The sequence below is a fragment of the Binatus sp. (SeqCode) genome (genome assembly GCF_035272065.1).
Classification (GTDB): Bacteria; Desulfobacterota; Binatia; order Binatales; family Binataceae; genus Binatus.
In genome coordinates this window covers 85,556-106,221 of sequence record NZ_DATEQZ010000067.1, presented here as the reverse complement: position 1 = coordinate 106,221, position 20,666 = coordinate 85,556, and the positions used below count along the sequence as shown (strand labels likewise).

At 61.7% G+C, this 20,666-nt stretch carries 18 protein-coding genes, 1 tRNA gene and 3 pseudogenes; 14 read left to right on the top strand and 8 right to left on the bottom strand.

Annotation, left to right across the window (positions count from 1 at the left end):
* Positions 1 to 69: 69 nt before the first annotated feature.
* A tRNA-Thr gene (locus tag VJX68_RS13485) sits at positions 70 to 141 on the bottom strand.
* Positions 142 to 383: 242 nt separating this feature from the next.
* On the opposite strand from VJX68_RS13485, the gene VJX68_RS13480 reads away from it, so the two are divergent.
* Positions 384 to 743: a hypothetical protein gene (locus tag VJX68_RS13480; protein ID WP_324096223.1), complete on the top strand. Its 360-nt coding sequence runs from the start codon at positions 384 to 386 to the stop codon at positions 741 to 743.
* On the opposite strand, the gene rlmB is transcribed toward VJX68_RS13480, so the two are convergent.
* On the bottom strand, positions 744 to 1,655 hold the full coding sequence (rlmB, locus tag VJX68_RS13475; RefSeq protein ID WP_324096222.1) for a 23S rRNA (guanosine(2251)-2'-O)-methyltransferase RlmB: 912 nt from the start codon (positions 1,653 to 1,655) through the stop codon (positions 744 to 746). It lies immediately after the preceding gene.
* A 158-nt stretch (positions 1,656 to 1,813) separates the two neighbouring features.
* Here rlmB and lptF point away from each other — a divergent pair, with 158 nt between their 5' ends.
* The 3 genes from lptF (at position 1,814) to VJX68_RS13460 (ending at position 5,222) form a co-directional block, all read left to right on the top strand.
* Positions 1,814 to 3,004 (top strand): LPS export ABC transporter permease LptF, encoded by a 1,191-nt coding sequence (gene lptF, locus VJX68_RS13470; RefSeq protein ID WP_324096221.1) that lies wholly within the window; start codon positions 1,814 to 1,816, stop codon positions 3,002 to 3,004.
* Complete coding sequence (gene lptG, locus VJX68_RS13465; protein WP_324096220.1) at positions 3,001 to 4,101, top strand: LPS export ABC transporter permease LptG; 1,101 nt, start codon at positions 3,001 to 3,003, stop codon at positions 4,099 to 4,101. The genes lptF and lptG overlap by 4 nt, the downstream gene beginning before the upstream one ends.
* Before the next feature lie 725 nt (positions 4,102 to 4,826).
* Positions 4,827 to 5,222, top strand: a complete 396-nt coding sequence (locus tag VJX68_RS13460; RefSeq protein WP_324096219.1) for a hypothetical protein — start codon at positions 4,827 to 4,829, stop codon at positions 5,220 to 5,222.
* A gap of 700 nt (positions 5,223 to 5,922) precedes the next feature.
* Here the strand turns inward: VJX68_RS13460 and moaA are convergent.
* Positions 5,923 to 6,918, bottom strand: coding sequence for a GTP 3',8-cyclase MoaA (gene moaA, locus VJX68_RS13455; RefSeq protein WP_324096218.1), 996 nt, complete (start codon positions 6,916 to 6,918; stop codon positions 5,923 to 5,925).
* 102 nt (positions 6,919 to 7,020) lie between these two features.
* Here moaA and VJX68_RS13450 point away from each other — a divergent pair, with 102 nt between their 5' ends.
* The gene (locus VJX68_RS13450) at positions 7,021 to 7,695 is read left to right on the top strand and encodes a tetratricopeptide repeat protein (protein WP_324096217.1); all 675 of its coding nucleotides are present in this window, start codon (positions 7,021 to 7,023) and stop codon (positions 7,693 to 7,695) included.
* A gap of 16 nt (positions 7,696 to 7,711) precedes the next feature.
* Here VJX68_RS13450 and VJX68_RS13445 read toward each other — a convergent pair whose 3' ends face one another.
* Together VJX68_RS13445 and VJX68_RS13440 are read right to left on the bottom strand one after the other, a co-directional pair.
* Complete coding sequence (locus tag VJX68_RS13445; protein WP_324096216.1) at positions 7,712 to 8,305, bottom strand: hypothetical protein; 594 nt, start codon at positions 8,303 to 8,305, stop codon at positions 7,712 to 7,714.
* Between the two features lie 33 nt (positions 8,306 to 8,338).
* Positions 8,339 to 8,674: a gamma-butyrobetaine hydroxylase-like domain-containing protein gene (locus VJX68_RS13440; protein WP_324096215.1), complete on the bottom strand. Its 336-nt coding sequence runs from the start codon at positions 8,672 to 8,674 to the stop codon at positions 8,339 to 8,341.
* 79 nt (positions 8,675 to 8,753) lie between these two features.
* Between VJX68_RS13440 and VJX68_RS13435 the strand changes: the two genes are divergently transcribed.
* From VJX68_RS13435 to VJX68_RS13425, 3 genes are read left to right on the top strand one after another with little or no spacing between them, the layout of a single operon-like run.
* Positions 8,754 to 9,230 (top strand): flavin reductase family protein, encoded by a 477-nt coding sequence (locus tag VJX68_RS13435; protein WP_324096214.1) that lies wholly within the window; start codon positions 8,754 to 8,756, stop codon positions 9,228 to 9,230.
* 13 nt (positions 9,231 to 9,243) lie between these two features.
* The gene (locus tag VJX68_RS13430) at positions 9,244 to 10,314 is read left to right on the top strand and encodes a glycoside hydrolase family 88 protein (protein WP_324096213.1); all 1,071 of its coding nucleotides are present in this window, start codon (positions 9,244 to 9,246) and stop codon (positions 10,312 to 10,314) included.
* A complete protein-coding gene (locus VJX68_RS13425) occupies positions 10,293 to 11,348 on the top strand; it encodes an isocitrate/isopropylmalate dehydrogenase family protein (protein ID WP_324096212.1) in 1,056 nt (351 codons plus the stop codon). Before VJX68_RS13430 ends, VJX68_RS13425 begins: the two co-directional genes overlap by 22 nt.
* A gap of 370 nt (positions 11,349 to 11,718) precedes the next feature.
* On the opposite strand, the gene VJX68_RS13420 is transcribed toward VJX68_RS13425, so the two are convergent.
* Positions 11,719 to 12,594: a 5'-3' exonuclease gene (locus tag VJX68_RS13420; RefSeq protein WP_324096211.1), complete on the bottom strand. Its 876-nt coding sequence runs from the start codon at positions 12,592 to 12,594 to the stop codon at positions 11,719 to 11,721.
* Between the two features lie 331 nt (positions 12,595 to 12,925).
* Between VJX68_RS13420 and VJX68_RS13415 the strand changes: the two genes are divergently transcribed.
* The 6 genes and pseudogenes from VJX68_RS13415 (at position 12,926) to VJX68_RS13400 (ending at position 19,031) form a co-directional block, all read left to right on the top strand.
* Positions 12,926 to 13,933, top strand: coding sequence for a SphA family protein (locus VJX68_RS13415; RefSeq protein ID WP_324096210.1), 1,008 nt, complete (start codon positions 12,926 to 12,928; stop codon positions 13,931 to 13,933).
* A 3-nt stretch (positions 13,934 to 13,936) separates the two neighbouring features.
* Positions 13,937 to 14,671 (top strand): annotated as a pseudogene (locus VJX68_RS19355) (PAS domain-containing protein); the annotation flags it as partial.
* Positions 14,672 to 14,705: 34 nt separating this feature from the next.
* On the top strand, positions 14,706 to 17,918 hold the full coding sequence (locus VJX68_RS13405) for a PAS domain-containing hybrid sensor histidine kinase/response regulator (RefSeq protein WP_324096208.1): 3,213 nt from the start codon (positions 14,706 to 14,708) through the stop codon (positions 17,916 to 17,918).
* Between the two features lie 133 nt (positions 17,919 to 18,051).
* Positions 18,052 to 18,348: pseudogene (locus VJX68_RS19350) on the top strand (alpha/beta fold hydrolase); the annotation flags it as partial.
* Positions 18,349 to 18,364: 16 nt separating this feature from the next.
* Positions 18,365 to 18,541, top strand: a pseudogene (locus VJX68_RS19345) (alpha/beta fold hydrolase); the annotation flags it as partial.
* A 112-nt stretch (positions 18,542 to 18,653) separates the two neighbouring features.
* A complete protein-coding gene (locus tag VJX68_RS13400) occupies positions 18,654 to 19,031 on the top strand; it encodes an alpha/beta fold hydrolase (protein ID WP_324096207.1) in 378 nt (125 codons plus the stop codon).
* A gap of 5 nt (positions 19,032 to 19,036) precedes the next feature.
* On the opposite strand, the gene VJX68_RS13395 is transcribed toward VJX68_RS13400, so the two are convergent.
* Together VJX68_RS13395 and VJX68_RS13390 are read right to left on the bottom strand one after the other, a co-directional pair.
* Positions 19,037 to 19,417, bottom strand: a complete 381-nt coding sequence (locus VJX68_RS13395) for an EthD domain-containing protein (protein WP_324096206.1) — start codon at positions 19,415 to 19,417, stop codon at positions 19,037 to 19,039.
* A gap of 7 nt (positions 19,418 to 19,424) precedes the next feature.
* Positions 19,425 to 20,666, bottom strand: coding sequence for an FAD-dependent oxidoreductase (locus VJX68_RS13390; RefSeq protein WP_324096205.1), 1,242 nt, complete (start codon positions 20,664 to 20,666; stop codon positions 19,425 to 19,427).

The window sequence follows — 20,666 nt, the reverse complement described above, 5'->3', positions numbered from 1 at the left end:
CGGCAGATTTACAGTCTGCTCCCTTTGGCCACTCGGGAACCTCTCCTCCCAAGGCTATCGTGCCGACCAAGCCGATGGCGAGAATCGAACTCGCAACCACCTGATTACAAATCAGGTGCTCTACCGTTGAGCTACATCGGCGAACGACGTTAAGAAGGAAAAGCTATTCGGCGGGGGAACGACTGTCAAGCTAAACGGCGTTTCGGGGTCTGCTTCTTGCCTTTGGTGAGGGGGGGGGCTCCGCGCAGGACGCGGCTTCACTGGATCCGCCGACCAGCCGGCGAGAGCGTTTCACATTCACGGCGCGAAGACTCCGCCTGAAAGTTCCGCAGGTAACAGCACGATACTTGCGCTTATCTACATCAATCGGGAAAGTGATCGTCATGCCGAGAGCCAAACCTACCAGCAGCACCCTGATGGACCTCGAATGGGCGCGAGTCTATGCGGACCGCATCAAGGACGAACTCAAGCTGATTGCCAAGACGCTCTCGGACCTCAACGCGCACGCGATGCATCCGCATCTCGTCAAGGGTGCGGTGGCGCTCAAAGCGCAGATGAAGGAGGCCAGTCAGCAGGTTGGCTCGATGAGAAAGATCGCGAGCCAGTACGAATCCAACTGGATGAGCACGATCAAGAAGGCGCTGGCGCGGAAGTATCCGGGCTTCAACGAGCGCAAATCTAGGCGCGCCAGACCTGCGGCGAAGAAGACTGCGAAGAAATCGCGCCGGATTGGACCGGCTTAGCTAGACTGTTTCTTTCGCAGCGGCGCGGCGGCGGGCGATTTCGAACAACGCCACCGCGGCCGCGACCGACACGTTGAGCGAGCCGACTTTGCCGCGCATCGGGATGTCCACGACGAAGTCCGCGCCCTTCTTCACGATGTCGCGGACGCCTCGCCCCTCGGAGCCAACGATTATCGCGAGCTTGCGCGAGGTGTCGAGCGTGTAGATGGACGTCTCGCCGCCGGGCGCGAGCGCCGTGGTCCAGTAGCCGGCCTCTTTGAGCTGCTCGATCGTGCGCGCGACGTTGCCGCATCGCGCGATTTTCAGATGTATCCACGCACCGGCCGACGACTTGACCGCCGCGGGCGTGATGCCCGCAGTGCGGTCCTTCGCGATGACGATTGCGCCGACCCCGGCGCCTTCCGCCGAGCGCATCAGTGCGCCCAGGTTGCGCGGATCGGTGACGCCGTCGACCAGCACGATCGGGTCGGGCTGATCGGCGAGAATTTGTTCGAGCGGCATGTACTCGTACTCGCGCATCAAGGCGGCGATTCCCTGGTGGCGCGCAGCCGGTCCCGCCAGTCGCTCCAGTCCGGCTTCATCGGCGAACTCGACGCGACCGCCGCCGGTTCTGACGAGATCGATTTCGGCGGCGAAGCGCCGCTCGTCGCCGGATTTCACGTAGAGCACTCGAATCGAGGCGGGCGCCGCGGCGACCAGCTCGCGGATTGGCTCGACGCCGTAGACTATTTCGCGATCGTTGCCGCTCGCGCGCCGCGGCTCGCGCTCGCCCGCATCGACGCGTTGATAGTCGCGCGCAGGGGGCGGCGCCGCCGACGGTTTGGTAGGTGACGCCGGAGAATCGCGCCGCGGCGGGCGCGGCGCGTTGCGGTTGAAGCGCGGATGGCGGTCCTTGTCGCGAAAGTCTCTCATCGTGGAGCGATACTACCAGAGCGCCGAGCAAGTAGCGCGCGTCCGAATTACCTCGCCCGTTTGTCGGGAGAGGCAAGTCAGGAGAAAATCAAATCGCAAGTTTCAATCTGGCGGCTGGATGTCTAGACTTGAGCGCGACAGTTGGCGCTCATCACACAATGAGACTGGCAATTCCGGGATTTGCGATTATCGACCGCTACGTAGCGCGCGAAGTGCTTGCGCCGTTTGCGGTTGACGTCGGTCTGCTGACCTTTGCGCTGGTCACCGGCAAATTGCTCAAGCTGATGGACATGGTCGTCAATCATGGCGTCAGCCTCGGCGAGGTGTGCGGGATAATCGGGTACATCATGCCGGCCTTCCTCGAGCTCACGTTTCCGATGGCGGTGCTGCTCGGCGTGTTGATGGGATTCGGGCGGATGTCGAGCGACCAGGAGATGATTGCGGCGCGCGCATGCGGGGTCAGCCTGTATCGGCTGGCGGTGCCGGTGATGATAGTGGCGCTGGGCGTGTACGCGATTTCGAGCTACTTCGCGTTCTCGCTGCGGCCGTGGGCGAATTCCAATCTGCGCAACAAGCTCTACGAGCTCAGCCAGACCCGCACCAGTGCCGGGCTGAAGGAAAAAATCTTCAACAGCAATTTCCCCGGCCTGGTGGTTTACGTCGACGAGATGTCCGACACCGACTCCAGCATGAAGGGCGTCATGATTTCGGACGCGCGCGATCCGCACAATCAGAACACGATAATCGCCAAGCGCGGAGCGATGGTCCCCGACACCAAGAACAAGTCGATCACGCTGCGGCTGTACGACGGGTCGATCTTCGGCGTCGAGCCGCAGGACAACGCGACGCACGTTACCAGCTTCAAGACCTACGATCTCAGCGTCAGCCCCGAGGAATCGCTCGGCGTGACCGATGTGGAGCCGGACGAGATGAAGTACTCGGTTCTGCGCGCCACGATCAAGGCGGCTCGCGCCAAGGGCAAGCCGGACTACGACGCCGAGACCGAGATGGCGAGCAAGTTCACCGTCCCGTTCGCCACGATGTTGTTCGCGCTGCTCGGCATCTCGCTCGGGCTCAAGCCGGCGCGCGGCGGGCATTCGGAGCGCTTCGGCGTCAGCGTGGCGCTGTTCTTTCTCTACTACTCGCTGATGCGCGTGGGCGAGACGCTGGCGCAGCGCGGCAAGCTCGACTCGTGGATCGCGATGAGCATCCCGGACCTCGTGTTCATGGCGCTGGCGTTCTGGTTCTTCTATCGCGCCGCTTCCGACAAGGCCGACCAGGGCCGGGGCCCCGGCGACGTCATCTGGGATCTGGTCGAGCGCTACGAACGCAGCAGGCAGGCCGCATGAGACTTCGACCGCGCCTATCGCCGGTGATGGATCGCTTTATCGCCGGCCAGTTCTTCGGCCCGTTCATGGTTTGCCTAGCGGCATTCACGGCGGCCTATCTGCTCGGCGACATGTTCGATCGATTCGACGATCTGATCCGCTACGGCGGGCTGGGACTGTTGGGCCTTGAGTACTTCGCGCTCAAGCTGCCGCTGATCATCTCGCAGGTCCTGCCGGTCGCGTGCCTGGCGGGAGTGCTGCTCGGCTTCGCGCTGCTCAATCGCTCGGGCGAGGTGCTCGCATGCCAGCAACTCGGCATCAGCCGGCTTGAGATGGCGGTGCCGGTGCTGCTGGTCGCCGTGTTGATTTCGGGATTTGATTTTCTCATCAGCGAAACCGTGGTGCCCGCCGCGACGCGCCAGGCGAAATATATTTACGCGGTCGAACTCAAGAAGCGTCAGCTGAAGGCGGTGTTCGCCAACAAGCGCATCTGGGTGCGCGTGCGCGACGGCTTCATTTCGGTGGACAGCCTGGACAAGAAGCAGGATCTGCTAACGGGAATCACTCACTATCGACTCGACGGCGACTTCGGACTCAAGGACCTCGAGCATGCGGCGAGCGCGCGATGGGACGGTCACGACTGGGTCGAGGTCGGACTGAATTCTTTCCAGGTCGCGGAGGGCGGCACGGTCACCAAGACTGGTGACACGCGCTTCGATCTCGGACTGACGCCGGCCGACTTCGGGCTGCTGCGCTTCGACCCCGAGGAGTTCAGCCTGTGGGAGCTCGACCGCTACATCGCGGACCTGCGCAGCAAGGGACTCGACCCGGGCGGCTACGTGGTCGATCGAGATCTGAAATACGCGATGCCGCTGGCGTGCGTGATAATGGTCGCGCTGGGGATGGCGCTGAGCCTCGATCCGCTGCCGCGCAACCTGAGTCTCGGCCGCAGCTTCGGGCTGGCAATCATCATCGGCTTCGCCTACTGGACCTCGCTCGGCATCACGTCTGCGTTAGGCCGCTCAGCACTGCTGCCCGCGCCAGTCGCCGCATGGATTCCAAATTTCATGTTCGCAATGATCGCGATCTCAATCTTCCTATTCGGCGAGGAACGCTGACGGTGTCTACATGCGTGCGTGCCGGCTCAGCCGCCGATCTGGTACTTCGTGGCAGGTTGTCCGCTGCTGTTCACAAGAAGTGTTAAGGGACGCATTCTCAACGAGCCGAGTCCGCGCGTGACCGCGCCCGTACATCGCAGTTCGCGCCCGTGGCTGTCAAGAGTGGCTGTCAGAAAGGAAATGCTCGGCTGCCCCCGCGCCCGTCATTACACCGGGCCGCGCGCCAAAGAGGAATCCCGCTATTGGCCCCGTCGCTCCGTAGTGAAGCCGTGCGAAATCAGTTAGCTCGACCTGGCAGATCTGGTTTTCTCGTCAATTTCAGTCGAAGATCTAATTTTTTTGGTGAGTTGATCGCTCGGCATCTCCAGTGATCGCCAACCCGTTGGAGGGGTTGCCCCGCCCCGGGGGGTGTGGGGACTTTTGTGGGGACTCACAATAATTTCCAGTATCGCTCAGTGGCAGTCGCTTTCGGTACGGAGACAAGGATAGTCATTGGCGGACAAGCTCTTGAGGCGTACCGAGCGATACCGACAAACATCGGCTAGAATCGGCTTTTACCCTTGGGGGTGCGTGTGGTCGCCGGTTCAAATCCGGCCACCCCGACCAACCAAATCCTCCGTAATTTTAGCGAGCCTGCGAGCACTCCAACGTGGCAATGGCATTGCGGGTACGCTTATTCCGAGAGTTTGCCTTTAAAGGTGAACGTGCCCGCGCCGGTATCCTCGTTGAGCTTGAAGGTTGCCTTTCCTGAGCCGCTCGCCCCTGCGAACAACCCGCTGCCGCCGGTAATCTCAAACCGAGCGTTTTTGGCCGTTACGTTTGTTGGCGTCTTCCCGCAAGCCGCGCCCCCAAACATAACGTCTAAGTCACCGCTCGAAAATGAATACGTCTCAGTCGAGGTGAACGTACAGCATTTCTTCCTGGCGGCCTTGTTTATTTTACAGCTGCCGAGCGTGGCACCGCCCGCTACATCGCCCATCCCTAGCCCGCTAACGTTCGTTTTGGTGACGGCGCCGGCAAGCGAAAAGCACTCATCGGCGGAACAGGGCGTGACGGGGGTGGCATCGATTGTGCCCGAGCCATTGAACTTGATGACGCTCGCCTTGTCCGGTGAGTTCTGAGCCGCCGCGACATCGCTGGAACCGTCGTCGGCCGCCGGCGAATCCTAGGCCCACGCGAGGCCGTCAGCCCCGATTTTCCCGGCGAGCCCACCAAGGCGGCTGACCGGCAACAAAGCCAACGCGAATGTCGGAACCAGGAAGATGATCTTACGCAACATACTGCATCACCTCTCTGGGGTTTTGAGTTGGCCCGTTGTACGCGACGTATTCGAAACGTCGCAGTAACCCTTAAGCACGTCTCATGCCGCCGCTTCAGCTCGCCAATTCTACGGTTTGCGCGGATCGCGCCAGCGGCCCCGACGCGTTTGTGGCCGTCGGCTACACACGCGCTGTAGCCGTCGGTCGCAACGTTAAACCGAGAGCCGGTTCAAATCCGGCCACCCCGACCAATTGGATTAAATTAGCGGTCCGCGAGAGGACGCCAACAGAGCAGTACCTTCTCTGCGAATCTAGTGGCGCTGCGGAACCTCGATGGGGGCCACCCCGCTGGGGGCGGGGGTGTCCGATTCTGGTGCCAAATTGGCATCTTCCGTGTCAATCGGGCCGCTCGCGCGTGGACCAGGTTCTCGCCTAGTTCGCTCTGCCGGAGAAACGTTCGATGGCCGAAAGAGGCGGATTCTTGACTCGGTGGCTGTCAAGAGTGGCTGTCAGAAGCGCTACGAAGGCCAAAACGCATTGAGTCTATTACGAGATCCTAGTCCTATCCGCCGATCTGATACATCGAGCGATCCTGCGTCGAGCGGCCTTCGAGTAGGTGGTGGCCGGTGGGTTTCAGCTCGACTGCGCGTTTGAGAATTCGCGCGACGTCGGCAATCACATCGCTCGAATTCGAGCGGAGGGCCTTGCGGACGTCGAGTTCGTCGTCGTTTAGCAGGCACAGGTGGAATTTGCCGTCGGCCGTCAGGCGCATTCGGTTGCAGGTGCCGCAGTAGGGCTCACTGACCGGGCTGATTAAGCCGACGACGCCGCGCGCGCCTGCAATCCGGTAGTTGCGTGATTCGTCTGCGAGGTTCTCCGTGGGAAGTTCAGTGAGTGGGCCGAGCGCCGACTCTATTCTCCGCCGCGTCTCGATGTTCGACACATAACGCTTCATCGACAACGTCGCGCATTCGCCGCCACCCAGCGGCATCAGCTCGATAAATCGCACGTGCCAGTCGCGCTCGACCGTCAGGCGCGCCAGCTCGATGACGTCGGATTCGTTGTAGCCGGCCGTCACCACCGAGTTGAGCTTTATCGGCATCAGACCCGCCTCTTCGGCCGCGACAATCCCGCGCCATATTTTCTCGAAGCTGCCCCATCGCATCTGCCGCTCGACGGTGGCGGCATCCAGGCTGTCGAGATGCACGTTGATTCGATTCAGCCCCGCCCGTTTCAGGGGATGCGCAAGCTCGGTGAGCAGGAGCGCGTTGGTGGTCAGCGCCAGTCCGTCCACGCCGGGCACGCGCGCGAGCCGCTCGACTATCTCCGCGAGATCGAGCCGGAGGGTCGGCTCACCGCCGGTCAGCCGGAATTTACGAAAGCCCACGCTGACGGCGGCGCGCGCAACGGTCTCGAACTCGGCCGGGCTCAGCAACTCGTCCTTGGGAAGAAAGCGCAAACCCTCAAGCGGCATGCAGTAAACGCATCGCAGGTTGCATGCGTCGATTACCGATAGCCGCAGGTAGTCTATCTCACGATTGAAGGAGTCGCGGGGCACGAAACCATAGTTATCGGAGCAGCCCGCTCGAAACAACTTCGCCGCGCGGGGAGACTCAATCTTGCCAATTCGCCCGCGGCGCCTATTATCGTTGGTATCGTGATGAACAGTGACGTGAACATGACTGGCCGATTGGGCGGGAAGTTGCGATTGAGCCGGGTGCTCGCCGTCGTGATCGCCGCATTGGGTTTCCTGGCGATCGCATCGTCGAGCAACGCGGCCTCAGCCAATCGCGCCGAATCCGACGCTGTCGTTGCCGAGGCGGAAAAGCTGGTGATGCAGGCGGGTCAGGCCGATCCGGTCGATACGAAGTTAATTCACCAGGCGATGGACAAGCTGCATGTAGCGCTGAAAATCGACCCGCGCAACGATTCGGCCTACGTGGACCTCGGCTTCTGTTATGGCGTTCTGCGCGACGGCGATACCGCGATCGGTATGTATCGCACGGCGACGGAGTTGAATCCGTCGGGCAGCAACTTCATCGAGCTGGCGGATGTGTACCTGCGCGTGGGCGATGCCGAGGACGCGCTGCTCGCGGCCAACGCCGGAATCGTCAAGGATCCTTCCAACGCGCGGCTCTACAACGCCAAGGGCTTGGCGCTGAACGATTTGCAGCGCTTCGACGAAGCCGAAGAAGCATGGGAGAAGGCGCTGCGGCTCAATCCAAACCTGAAAGTCGCGCAGGCAAATCTGGACGCGCTAAACGCCGGAGCAACCGGCCGCGGCAGTATCAGCAAGCATTCCGCGCAACCGCCGGCGTCCAGCCCGCCGCACTAGCGATGCGCGACGATAACTACGGAGCGTCGCCGACTGACACCAGCACCAGGTACGGCGTCATGCGATCGTACACGAAGCCGTCCACCGCTACCGGCTTCGACGGATTCGCCGCCGCAGCGTTCGCGAGCTGAGTGCGCAGTTTCTGGTCTCCAACCACCTCCAGCCGCTTGCTCAAAATCAGGCGATACAGGCTTTGTCCAAGTTCGTCGCCTTGATCGAGCTGCAGGCTGTTGCTCATCGTATCGCCGTTGATCGACATCGGAATCTCGCGGCCATCCACGCGCATGCGCACGATTTGCTGATCGATCGTCAACCCTGACTCGTCCTTCGTAAGGCGTCCGACCAGCCTGATCTCGTGATAGTGATTCGGGTCGTTGGTCGGGAACGGAAAAAACTGTAAGCCGTTCATCGCCGGCCCGGTGCCGCTTGATCGGCCGTTGCCCCCGCCGATTGCGCGCATATTGATCGCGATTCCGCTGACATGAAATGCTCCCATCGCGCCAATACTGCCGGCGCCGCCGCCGACCCCGGCGGGTCCTGCCGTGGCCACCGTGGCCGTCATTGCGAACGTCAGGGCCGCCGCGAGTCCAGCGATTGTTTTGCCAATCATCGATGAATCCTCCCCGCGATGCGGTTTTCGCTGCTAGCCGCCAGTGATCGGACGCTCAGGCTCCGCCACACAGTAGGCGCATCGGCAGAGACTTCTGAGTTGAGGCATCGTGTAGATAGTTTCGTGCCCGTCGACCCATCCGATAAACACCGCGGACTCGCCCAGCCGCGAAAGCTGACGCATGCGCAGGCTGGCGGGCGGCACGTCGCCGTTCACGTTGCCCTTGCACGCGTCGCACAAACATCCGCGGCGCAAATTTTCCAGCGGGAAAATACTGTCGTGACCGTCAACCCATTGCACGCCGACGGCGTAGCGCCCGACTTCGTGCAGCCCTTTGATCTTCGGAGTCTTTGACTTGATTAGCGCCATCGGTGCAGTCTCTGCGTGAGTATAACCCGCGCTCCACTTGGTGTGGAGACGTTATTTTTGCAGAAGGAGTTTCCTGACCATGGATGAAAAAGCAAAAAAACAATCGCTATTGATGATCCCGTACGGATTGTTCGTCCTTGGGGCCGCTCACGGCGGCACCGCCACCGCGGCGACCGTCAACTGGGTCACGCAAGCCAGCTTCAACCCGCCGCTGGTCGTGGTCGGGATCAAGAAGGACTCGGGATCGCACGCGATGGTGAAAGACTCGAAAAAATTTGCGCTGTCGATGCTAGCGGCCGGGCAGAAAGGGATCGCGGGCGCGTTCTTTCGTCACGTCGAACCGAAGGACGGCAAATTCGGTGACTTCGCGTTCGAGAACGGCGCCAACGGCGCGCCGATCATCAGCGATGCGCCCGCGTCGGTCGAATGCGAAGTCGTCGGCTTTTACGAGCTCGGCGATCACAGCGTCATCGTCGGCAAAGTCACCGAGGCGCACGTCAAGCGCGACGCCGACGCGCTGACGATGAAAGAGACCGGATGGAACTACGGCGGCTAAAGAATCCAGATTCATGGATTCCACCGAAATCAAAATCGATAGACTAAGAGCCGCGCTCGAGCGGCTGACGGCGAACGCCAGCCGCGAGCTGCTCGTCAAGCAGCCGCATTGGGGGGACGCGATCCTGTGCGACGGGCTCATTTACGCCGCGCGTGCGCTGAAATCCGACGCACCCGTCGCGGCTGCAGAGCGATGGTTTGAGCCGAAGCTCGCGGCGGGTCCGCGCACCAACGGATGGTTCTGGTTCTGGGCGGCCGAAGCGCTGCCGGCGCTCGACCTGCATCTGAAGACGAACGACGAGCGTTACCTGGATTACGCGCGTGCGATCGCCGGCTTCATGGAAAACTCGGCGGTACGAACTCCCGACGGCGCGTTCGTCCCGCATCCGCCGGCGCTTGAAGTGTGGATCGACGTCTGCTACTTCACCGCGCCCGCGCTCGCACTGCTCGGCCGAATCTCGGGCGACGCCGCGATGGTCGAGCGTGCGGCGGATCAGATGATCCTTCATCGCGATCATCTGATCGACCCAAACAGCGGACTCTTCTGGCACGTCGTGTACGTTGAGCGGAAATCGCATTCGCCATGTTTGTGGGCGCGCGGCAATAGCTGGTTTTCGATCGCGGCGCCGCAAGTGCTCGCCGAAATCGAGGCGGCCGGCGGGACTCAACAGCTTGCGGCAAAGGTCAACAAGATACGCGAGGCGCTCGCGGGTCAGCTCAACAATATCGTCTCGCTGCAAGACGAGTCAGGCTTGTGGCGCACGGTGATCGATCGCGACGATTCGTATCTCGAGGCGTCATCCGCTGCGGGATTCGCACTGGCACTGGGCCGCGCGATTCGGACGCGGCTGCGGGGCCTCGACGCGGCGCGCGCGCGCGAGGCGTACTCGCGTGCGCTGGGCGCGATTTGCGCGAAGATAGATGCGCACGGCGCATTCACCGGGGTGTCGCAGCAGACGCCGCCGGGCGACTTTGCCTTTTACAATTCGATCGAAATTGGGACCGCGCCGTTCGCGACCGGCGTGTGCATGATGGCGCTCAGCGAGGCGATTGAGGCAGGAGCATGGCAAACAAGAAAGTCGTAGTGTTGCCGGGCGATGATGCGGCGCCGGAAGCGATGAGCGCGACGATGGACGCGCTGCGCGCCTTGAAACTTCCGATCGATTTCGTCGAGTTTCCGCCCGGCGAGAAATGGGTGCGCGGCGAGACCGACGCTGCCGCGCGCAAGGCAATCGACGCGTCCGACACGACGCTGTTCGGCTCCACCTCGGGCAAGACCACCGCCATCACCTATCTCAGATGGGGCAAGCAGACCTTCGCCAACGTGCGGCCGGTGCGTTACTCCAAGGGTTTTCATAGCCCGCTGGCGAGGCCCGAAGGAATCGACTTTGTGATCGTGCGGGAAAATCTTGAAGACCTGTATCTCGGGCTCGAGGGTCCACTAGCGGCTTTGGCTCCGCTCAAGCTGATGAGCAAAATACTGCGCGCGCCGCTCGACACGTCGGAGCGCGGCATCTACGCGATCAAAGTGATCACCGAACGCGCGACGCGGCTCGTCGCCGAGTTCGCCTGCCAGCTTGCGATCAAGCGCAAACGCGCGGGTGGCAAGGGCAAGCTCACGTGCACGTCGAAGTACAACATGTTGCGCGAGTCGGACGGGCTCTTTCGCAGAATCGTCGAGGAAACCGCGGGCAAGTATCCTGAACTAAAGTACGAGCAGTTTATCGTGGACGACTTCGCGCGACGGCTCGTGCAATCGCCGCATCATCTGGATGTGGTGGTGGCTCCGAATCTCTACGGCGACATCCTGTCCGACGCCGCGGCGGGAATCATCGGCGGGCTGGGGCTCGCACCCAGCGGATGCTATGGCGCCGACTACGCCTACTTCGAGTCGGTGCACGGCACCGCGCCCGATATCATGGGGATGGGAATTATAAATCCTTCCGCGACGATGTTGTCGGCCGCGTTGATGCTCGACTACCTGGGCTTCAGCGCCGACGCGTCGCGCCTCGATGCCGCCGTGCGCAACGTGTACGCTGACGGCCGCGTGCTCACGCCTGACCAGGGCGGCACGGCGAAGACCTCGGAGTTCACGCGTGCGGTGATTGCGAATCTGTAGCTATGCCCAAAGTGCATCTCGATACTGACTTAGGTGGCGACATTGATGAGTTACTGGCGCGTCAGGCAGAGGTTTTCGCTTCAGACGAGAAGATGGGCGAGAGCTATGGCGCGAGTTGCGCGAGAGTGCCGGCAGACATAATAAACTTCCAGCACGACCCGCTAGCATGCGCGATCGCTCTCGGGTGGTCTGATGGAGTCGAGATAAGAAGAGGTTTACCTTGAAGAAGAAGGCGGATGGCTTCACGAGCGAGTCGATAAGTCCGGCCGAAAGATGAGACTCGTGACCAAGGTCGATGGACCTCGATTAGGCGAGTTCTGGGTCAACCGTGTAACCAAGGGCTGAGCACGGAAGCGCGGCGCGCGACGAGTCATCGCCATCGCTTCGGGGCTGTTGCCAACCGTTCGACGCCGAGGTCCTTGCACCATTGTTCGAAGACCGTGCGAGGAACTCCCTGGAACTTTAGAGCTTCGAGGGAGGCGTCAAGTGGAACCGTGTCGATCAGCGTTGCCAGTCTGCGGTATAGGAGGGCTTCGTCGCGACACTCTGCCAGTGTCGCTGCCAGTTGGAGCGCGCCGCGCGGCTTGACCTTCCACTCGGACGCATCGGCGGGGATCCGTTCGAGATGCTCGTAGGCGCCGATCAGAATCGCCGCGCTCTTCTTGCCGAATCCGGGTAGCCCGGGAAACCCGTCGGCGGTATCGCCGGTCAGCGCGAGGAAATCCGGCATGCTCTCCGGTCCGAAGCCGCGGTCGGCGCGAAACGCCGACTCGTTCGTCACTTTTTTCTGGCGGCGGTCGACCTTGACCACGCGCTCGCCCCGGATGCATTGGCCGAGGTCCTTGTCCGGCGTGAGAATTCGCACCTGATCGACTTCGTAGCGAAACCGTCGCGCGCCGCTGGCGAGTCCGTCGTCCGCCTCATATTCGCGCATCGACCAGACCGTCACGCCGATTGAACGAATCGCACGTTCGGCGCTATCGAACTGAACACGCAATTCGGCCGGAACACCGTCGTCGCTTTTGTATTGCGCGTAAAGGTCATTGCGAAACGAACGAATCGGATTGTCGAACGCAACCGCAATATGCGTGACCCCTTCATCCGGGTCATGCAGCAGCGCCAGCATCGACTCGACAATGCTGACGGTGGCCTTGGCGTCGGCGCCGGATGGATCGCGATGATCCGGGCGCGGCGAATAGTGCGCCCGATAGAGCTCGTAGGTTCCATCGGCCAGATGCAGCCTCATGGCCTGAAGATAGCATGTGAGAGGAAGGGCGAATCACGTAATTTTACGTGAGACCCACCTGGGTTTCACACTTCCTTGGGTAGGGGTAACCCCTGCACCTTAGTGTTAAAGAAAAGAAAGATGCGGGAGTTCATCCCTATTAGAAGTTCTTTTGTTTCGTCGCGCCCGGGGCGGGGGTTTCCTTACTGCGTGCCATTCGCTGTTCCATTTTGACGCCTAGTTCCGATGACTTTGTTGGCCCGGTTGTCTTTGCTTGGCTGGCGCGTCGATTCGGCAGCAAAACGGATGGCATCCCGCTTGCACATTTGGCGATGTGGGACCCTTCCCCATCATGCGGGACGGAGTGCCCGCTGGCGGTGCGATGGCGCCGTCGAGGTGTACGCGAGCGCGGCGTAGCGCGGCGGCGACGCGGCTGCTGTCGGTTAGCGGCGCGGCGATAGTCGCCTTGGTGTCGGCCGCCGGCGTCGTTCACGCGTCGGAGTACGGAGTTGGCACCTATCGGCCGGGGCAGGTTGACCTGTTTGCCGGAATGCTTCCGGCGCCGGGCGGCGTGCTGGTGAAGAATTATTTTCTATTTCAGGACGCGAGTCTTACCGCGCAGCCCAACAACGCGCCGGTGCGAGCGCATACGCATACGATTACCTACACCGATGCCACCTTTGTGATCTACACGACGCCGTGGCGGGTTTTCGGCGCTAACTGGGGAGTCGCGACGCTCGCGCAGACGCGAATCGCCGATCAGACGTTGCGGGTCACGGTGATAGGAGGGCCAAGTTCGACTCAACGCTCCACGGTTGGGGGATTTGGCGATCTGATCGTATCGCCGTTGATGTTGAACTGGAATTTTTCGAAGTTTCACCTGGTCAGCGCGCTGATGTTTTACGCGCCGACGGGCAGTTACGACCGTCGCTACATTATCGATATCGGGCTGAATCGATGGGCGGTGGAGCCCAACTTCGGCGTGACGTGGCTGGACCCGGAAACGGGGCGGCATGCGTCGTTGTTCGCCGGCTATACAGTCAACGCCGAAAATCCTTCGACGCATTACCTGAGCGGCCAGGAATTTCACGCCGACTTCGTCCTCGCGCAGCATCTGCCGCACGGACTGGTTGCGGGGATAGCCGGGTATGCCGTTCAGCAGACCACGCCCGACTCGGGCAGCGGTGCGAATCTGGGCGCGTTCAAGGGGCGGGTGATTGGGCTGGGACCGCTGGTAGGAGACACCGTCCCGATCCTGAAAGTACCGATCAGTTTTTCTTTCAAATACGACTTCGAATTCGCCGCGCAAAATCGATCGACGGGAAATGAGCTATGGCTCACGGCGTCGTTCCGCTTCTGAGCCATGCAAGAAGACCGTCAGGAAGACAACGATGGCGTGAACGATGGTCCACTGGAGGAGAATAGCGGCCATGACAACTTGCCTATGGGCGCCGTGCCGGTGGCTGACGGCGCCGGGGACAGCGCCCGCGCCGCGGGCCAACTTCGTGCGCAGGAGGCGTTCTACAGAAACATAATCGAAGGCGCCGACGACGTGACCACCCTTCTCGCGCCCGACGGAACCGTTCTTTACGCGAGTGCGGCAATGGCGGAACGGACCTCGCTGGGCTACGCGCCCGGCGAGGTCGTCGGACGGAATTCTCTCGAAATCATCCATCTCGACGACCAACAGGCAGTCTTGCAGGCGATTGTTCAGGACTTGGCAGGCCATCCCACGACAATCGAAGCGAGAGTGCGCAAGCGGGACGGCACCTGGATGTGGGTGGAAATGAGGGGCAAGGCGATCGTTGGGCTCGATGGCAAGACGATGGTCGCTGTCTATTCGCGCGACATCACTGAGCGCAAACGCCTTCAGGAACGACTGAAGAAGAGCGAGGAGTACTACAAGTCGCTAGTCCACGCTTCCTCGGATCTCATCACTGTGATTGATCAGTCGGGAGCGGTGCGCTTCGCAAGCGATTCGACGAAAAGAATCTTAGGCTATCAGACGGACGAGGTACTCGGTCGGCCACTACTCTCGTTTGTTCATGAAGACGACCTCAAGGCGGCGGAACGGCTCGGCAAAGCCGCTGCGTCTCCCAAACCATTCTCCCGACCTGCTCACCGAATACCGCATGCGGCGCAAGGATGGTACTTGGTGTGCCGGGGAGGGTACCGGCAGCACTGTCACGGGTCCCGAAGGCGAAACGCTCGTGGTGATCAATACGCGCGATATCAGCGAGCAAAAGCGAGTCGACCGCGAGCACGCGCTGCTGGCGGCAATCGTGGAGTCCTCCGACGACGCCATCGTGAGCAATTCTCTGGACCAGCGCATCACGACCTGGAACAAAGGCGCACAGCGGCTGTCTGGCTACACGGCGGAGGAAGCGATCGGGCAACCCGCCAGCCTCTACATGCCGCCGGAATTGAGAGCCTGGGCCCAGGCTTTCCTCGAAGAACTCAAGACCCGTCTCGATCAAGTCCAGAGCTTTGAAGTCCCGTGCATGTGCAAGGACGGCAGGCGGGTGGACGTGTGGACGGTCGTTGGCGGAATCCGCGATCGCGACGGGAAGCTAATCGGCATCTCGGCGATCCATCGCGATCTCACCGAGCGCAAGCGCGCGGACCGCGAGCAGGCGCTGCTGGCGGCGCTGGTCAAGAGCTCGGAGGACGCGATCATCAGCCACTCCACGGACTTCCGGATAACCAGCTGGAACCGTGGTGCGCAAAAGCTGCTCGGCTACACGGCGGAAGAGGCGCTGGGTAAACGGCCGTTCGATCTTTACGTTGCGCCCGCGGACCGCGCGATGGATCAGGCGCGGCTGATGCGCGACCTCGCAGTGATAAGAGAAGACCCCGAGGCGAGGCGCCAGCGCGAAATGCCGGTGATCAGAAAAGACGGCACGATTCTCGACACGACCATCGTCGGTTGCGGGATTCACGATTCGAACGGAAAGCTGATCGGTTTGTCGACTATTGTGCGCGACGTTACCGAGCGCCGGCGGGTCGCGCGTGAAAACGCGGCGCTCGCGGCAATCGTCGAATCGTCCGACGACGCGATCACCACCATCGCGCCCGACCTGCGCATCACCTACTGGAACCGCGGCGCCGAGAAAATGTTCGGCTTCACGGCGGCGGAAGCGATCGGGCAGCCGTTCACGCTGCACATCGCGCCGGAGCGCCACGCCGATGCGCTGGAAATCATCGACCGAATCAAGGCGCATCCGGAGGGGGTGGTTCGCCTCGAGGCCCCCAATCGCAGAAAGGACGGCGCGGTGGTCGAGGTTTCCACGGTCTGTTTCGCGATCCGCGATGCGCAAGGAAAAGTCGTCGCCATCTCCGGCATCCAACGCGACATCACCGAACGCATACGCGGCGAGCGCAAGGCGGCGTTACTCGCCGCAATAGTTAATGCTTCGGAAGACGCGATAATACTCGTGTCGGCGGAGGCCGAGATCTTGTTTTGGAATCCGGCGGCGGAAGCGGCCTACGGCTACACTGCCGAAGAGGCGATTGGAACAGGAATCGAGCTGTTCGTTTCGCCCGATGAGCTTCAGGAAACTGTTGAAAGAACCATTCGCGTCGTTGAGACCGGCCAGCCGGCATCGTGGGAACAAAATGCCCGCAAAAAAGATGGCACGACGTTCGTTTCCGCAGTCAGCATTTTTCCGATGCGCGATGCGGACGGCAAGGTTACCGGCGTAGCCGGCATCGGCCGCGATATTACGGCGATGAAGGAAACCGAGCGCCAGCTGGTCGCGGCACGCGAAGCGGCGTTCGCGGCTTCGCAAGCCAAATCGGAATTCCTGTCCAGCATGTCGCACGAGATTCGCACGCCGATGACCGCAATCCTCGGGATGGCCGAGCTGCTGGCCGAGGGCGAGCTGAATGCCGAGCAGCGCCGCTACATCGAGATCCTGGGCAACAACGGCCACGCGTTGCTCGACCTGATCAACAGCATCCTCGATCTCGCCAAGATCGAGAGCGGCCGCCTGACGCTCGAGCAGGTCGCCTTCGATCTCAGCGAGGTGGTGGAGAAGTCGGCGCAGACGCTGGCGATCCGCGCGCACGCCAAGAGGCTGGAGCTGATCGTCAGCATCGCGCCCGAGGTGCCGATCGCGCTGCTGGGCGATCCGCTGCGGCTGCGACAGGTGCTGATCAATCTGATCGGCAACGCAATCAAATTTACCGAACGGGGCGAGGTGCTGGTTTCGGTCGAGCGCGAATCCGCGCCGGGCGAACGGCTGCGCTTGAAATTCAGTGTTCGGGACACCGGAATCGGAATCGCAAAGGATAAGCTGCCTGCTTTGTTTGCCGCGTTCTCGCAGGCCGACAACTCGACCGCGCGGAAGTACGGCGGCAGCGGGCTTGGACTCGCGATCGTCAAGCGGCTCGTCAACCTGATGCAGGGCGAGGTCATGATAGAGAGCGAGCTCGGCAAGGGCAGCGTCTTCAGCTTCACCACGCCTTTCGAACTGGAGCCCGATGCACCCGCACCCGCCGCGGCGCCGATGCTCGACCTCGCACAAGTCGCGGTGCTGATTGTCGATGGCAACCAGACGGGGCGCGCGGTTCTGTGCCGAATGCTGGGTGGGCACGGCGCAAGCGTGACGGAAGCCGCGTCGTATCAGGCAGGCGTAGCCGCGATCAGGCAGGCCGTCAGCGCGGGCCGGCCGCCACGGATCGTGCTGCTGGACGATCGGATCGCGTCGACGGACCCGCCAGAGCTGACACAACTGATCGCGGCGGCATCGCAGTGTAGAGCATCGATCGTCGCGACGATCCATTGCGACAACCTGGCCGCGGATATTTCGCGGCTGAAATCTCTGAAGCTGGAAACCTACCTGGTCAAGCCGATCGGCATGAGCGAACTTGCCAAGGTGGTTCACCACGCGATCATGGGCAATACCGGCGACGCTACACAGGAGCCTGGCCGTATCGCGAGCACCGCCGAGCAGCCGCAGATCGTCAATCGGCCGCTCAAAATTCTGTTCGCTGACGATTCGACCGACAACCGGACGCTGATCCGCGCATTTTTGAAGAAGACGCCCTATCATCTCGACGAAGTGGAAAACGGCAGACAGGCCATCGATGGTTTCATCGCGGCGGGCGACTACGACCTGGTGCTCATGGATATCCAGATGCCGGAAGTCGACGGCTACGCGGCGACGCGCGCGATTCGCGTTTGGGAGCGCGCACACAATCGCACGCACACCCCGATTATCGCGCTGACCGCGTCAGCGTTCCCGGAAGCGATACGCCTCGCGCGGGAGGCTGGATGCGACTCGCACCTGGGCAAGCCGATCAACGAAGCAACCCTGCTGCGCGCGATCTACGGCGCGGTCTAAGAACCTCATCACTTCAATTGAGGCGCCACTGTCGCGGCAAGCGATTGCATCCGGCGGTTAAACCGTGCACAAACATTTTGCGACAGTGATCGCGGAGCGGAAAAATCAGTCAGAAACGCGAGGCAGACTCGATATGTCCACTTTGAACTGGCCCCAGGGCCGCCCTGTGAAGATTGCGCCGCGGTCGAATCAGCCATCGATAAGCCTTACGGTTCACGAAACCGGCGAGGGGCCCGCGGTCGTGTTTTGCCATGGGTTTCCGGAGCTTGCCTACTCGTGGCGGCATCAGCTGCCGGCGGTCGCGGCGGCGGGCTTTCGCGCGATCGCTCCCGATCAGCGGGGCTATGCGGAGTCGAGTGCGCCCGCAGCGGTCACTGACTACGGCCTTACCGAGTTGACGGGAGACATGGCGGGACTGCTCGACGAGCTGAAGATCGAGCGCGCAGATTTTCGTCGGACACGATTGGGGCGGCTTCGTCGCGTGGGCGATGCCGGTGCTGTATCCGGAACGGACTGCGGGCGTCGTCGGAGTATGCACGCCGTACATGGCGATCCCGCCGACCTCGGTCATGCGCGCGATGGTCAACGGAAAAGACGAACGCATGTACATCCTGTGGTTCCAGGAACCCGGCCGGGCGGAAAGCGTGATGGATCGCCAAGCGCGCCTGATCTTCGATCGCCTGATGCGCGCGCCGGTCGAGCCCGCCGAAGCCGCCAAGCGCATGATGGCGAGCGGTGAATCCTTTCCGTCGGATCGAGGAGTTAAAACCCGACACTGCGCCAATAGTCACAAGCGAAGAACTCGACACCTATGTGGACACATACGAGAAGAGTGGGTTTCGCGGCGGTATCAACTGGTATCGGAACATCGATCGCAATTTGCGCGAGCATCCTGAGATCGGCGTCGCCAAGCTGACGCTGCCGTGCCTGATGATCACTGCCGAGTGGGACGGAGCGCTGCCGCCGCGGATGGCGGCCGGGATGCCGGCGCTATGCTCGGATCTGGAAATGCACAATATCGAGCGCGCGGGGCATTGGGCTCAGCAGGAGTTCCCGGACGCGGTGAATGAGACGATCGTGGATTGGTTGACGCGCCGGTTCAAGAAAAGCTGACTTGACTACTTTGTGTAGTCGAAGATTTCGTGCTCTTCGGTCAGGAAGATCGATGAGCGCTCGAAATCTACAAATTTCGATTCATCTTCGAGCAGCGCTCGCGCCGCCTCAGCGCCATCTTTGAGCGTGCCGCCTCCGCTGAAGTCCTCGAGACTGTCCCACCATACCTCCGTGATCCCGTCGTAGGTCTCCGTCATCTTTGGGCGGGTGCCGCGAATCTGCTTGCCCGCGTCTTCGAACACGGTGTGGCTCTGCACGTATTTCTTCGCGCGCATCGATTTCGCGAAGCTGCGCACCAGCGGTCCGTGCTTCTTCAGCCAGTACTCGTGGAAATCTTTTTCGGAGATGTCAGCGCGCTTTCGGACTACGTAAACAAGTTTGATCATAACAGCCTCATATTGCGCGTAGCCGATCGAGTATCGTCTCGTCAAACATTTCAGCCGGCAACACTTCGGGTCCGACGAAGGTTGCCGGAGTCACGTCGGGAAAACTGTTGCGCATCCGTTCTTCTCGCACTCTCATGCGGCGCTCACGGGCATGATCGCCGAATTCCGCGTTGAGGATTGAAAACGTCGAGGCCGCGAGCCTGAGTCGGCGCATCCGCTCGCGCCGCTCTTCCGCGTACGGTCGAAAAGTGTCCGGCGTCCAGCTGCGATTTTCGAGCATCAGGTCGCGTACGATGCGCACGTCGCGATAGGTGATCGACAGCCCCTGCCCGATGATCGGATCGTTGTGGCCCGCGGCGTCTCCAATCAGCACGACGCCGGGGACGTATGGCGCGTCGGTCCAGGTGTCCTCGTTGCCGTAGGAATTGCAGGGACCTGACGGAACGCCATTGGCGAGATGCTGGCTGCCGGGAACGGTCGCGAGGCGGAAGGCGTCGAGAAAGCGGGCCTGGTTGTCGGTGCCGGCGAAGCGGCGCTTGTCGTCGATGCCATAGCAGATGTAGAGCCGCACGCGCTCGGACGATTGCGGAAACGCGAGAAAGTTGATGCGCGCCTCGGTGCCGAAAATCTGCAAATCCGCCGGCCATCCGGTGGTGCCGTCCACCAGCATCCCGGCCATCAGGTGATGCGTCGGATCGCGATGCTGCTCGATGCCGGCCTGCGCGCGCACGGTGGAGTTGCGGCCGTCGGCGCCGATGACAATACGCGGATTGAACTTGTGCTCGACGCCGTCATGCCTGAATCGCACTTCGGGCGCGGCTCCCGGCATCACCTGCAAGTCGGTCACGCCGCGGATCAGCTCGGCGCCTGATTTGTTTGCTTCGGCGTCGAGCAGATCGCACATCACAGGATGCCGCATGCACAGCGGCGACTTGAAGCCCAGGCCCTCGAAGGCCATCAGATCGAGCGGCTGCGATTCCGCGGTGGCGGCGTCTATATCGTCGCCATAGGAGATGTGGCGCCCGAGATGATGCCCGCCGGCGGCGAGCAATGCTTCGTACAGGCCGAGGCGCTGCGTTTCCGCGACACCCCACGGCGCCAGCCATTCGCCGCGAACTTGATCGACATGGACGAGCGACTTCTCGAGGAGCGTCACCGCGATGCCGGCACGAGCGAGCACCGTCGCGAGCGCTCCGCCGCCGATTCCCGCACCGACGATTACGACCTCAGGATTAGTGTGTGTTCCCAC

Coding starts and splice junctions, on each gene's coding strand:
- lptF (WP_324096221.1), top strand. CDS start 1,814: ATGAGACTGGCAATTCCGGGATTTGCGATTATCGACCGCTACGTAGCG.
- VJX68_RS13415 (WP_324096210.1), top strand. CDS start 12,926: ATGCGGGACGGAGTGCCCGCTGGCGGTGCGATGGCGCCGTCGAGGTGT.
- VJX68_RS13440 (WP_324096215.1), bottom strand. CDS start 8,674: ATGGCGCTAATCAAGTCAAAGACTCCGAAGATCAAAGGGCTGCACGAA.
- VJX68_RS13480 (WP_324096223.1), top strand. CDS start 384: ATGCCGAGAGCCAAACCTACCAGCAGCACCCTGATGGACCTCGAATGG.
- VJX68_RS13395 (WP_324096206.1), bottom strand. CDS start 19,417: ATGATCAAACTTGTTTACGTAGTCCGAAAGCGCGCTGACATCTCCGAA.
- VJX68_RS13420 (WP_324096211.1), bottom strand. CDS start 12,594: ATGAGGCTGCATCTGGCCGATGGAACCTACGAGCTCTATCGGGCGCAC.
- VJX68_RS13435 (WP_324096214.1), top strand. CDS start 8,754: ATGGATGAAAAAGCAAAAAAACAATCGCTATTGATGATCCCGTACGGA.
- VJX68_RS13430 (WP_324096213.1), top strand. CDS start 9,244: ATGGATTCCACCGAAATCAAAATCGATAGACTAAGAGCCGCGCTCGAG.
- VJX68_RS13405 (WP_324096208.1), top strand. CDS start 14,706: ATGCGGCGCAAGGATGGTACTTGGTGTGCCGGGGAGGGTACCGGCAGC.
- lptG (WP_324096220.1), top strand. CDS start 3,001: ATGAGACTTCGACCGCGCCTATCGCCGGTGATGGATCGCTTTATCGCC.
- VJX68_RS13445 (WP_324096216.1), bottom strand. CDS start 8,305: ATGATTGGCAAAACAATCGCTGGACTCGCGGCGGCCCTGACGTTCGCA.
- rlmB (WP_324096222.1), bottom strand. CDS start 1,655: ATGAGAGACTTTCGCGACAAGGACCGCCATCCGCGCTTCAACCGCAAC.
- VJX68_RS13450 (WP_324096217.1), top strand. CDS start 7,021: ATGAACAGTGACGTGAACATGACTGGCCGATTGGGCGGGAAGTTGCGA.
- VJX68_RS13425 (WP_324096212.1), top strand. CDS start 10,293: ATGGCAAACAAGAAAGTCGTAGTGTTGCCGGGCGATGATGCGGCGCCG.